This is a genomic window from Micromonospora sp. AMSO31t, assembly GCF_008868175.1.
Lineage (GTDB): Bacteria > Actinomycetota > Actinomycetes > Mycobacteriales > Micromonosporaceae > Micromonospora.
The window spans coordinates 1-284 of the sequence record NZ_WBKT01000331.1; the positions used below are offsets into that span (position 1 = coordinate 1).

Annotated in this window: 1 protein-coding gene; it reads right to left on the reverse strand. The window is 71.1% G+C overall.

The annotated features are described in order from the left end of the window. Positions 1-11 precede the first annotated feature (11 nt). A partial coding sequence (locus tag F8274_RS30805) for a cellulase family glycosylhydrolase (protein ID WP_151465909.1) occupies positions 12-284 on the reverse strand: 273 nt, incomplete at its 5' end.

Below are 284 nucleotides of genomic sequence, written 5' to 3' on the forward strand. Positions count from 1 at the left end.
GCTCGCGCCGGTCAGGACGTGGGGAAGTTGTCCGGGGTGCGGATGCGGTTGCGCATGAAGTTCCCGGAGTCGGTGAGCACGGCCGTGCCGGCGTAGCTGCCGCCCGCGCAGGTGCCCGGCCGGAACGCCGCGCTGCCCTCGCTCGCGTCGGAGTACGTCCAGTTGGCGTAGCTGATCTTCAGTCGGTCCAGCAGGTCGAGCCAGGCCGTGCTGCTGGCCGTGTCGACCGCGCCGTCGCCGGTGTAGGTCACCGTGCCGAACTCGGTGACGAACAGCGGCAGCCG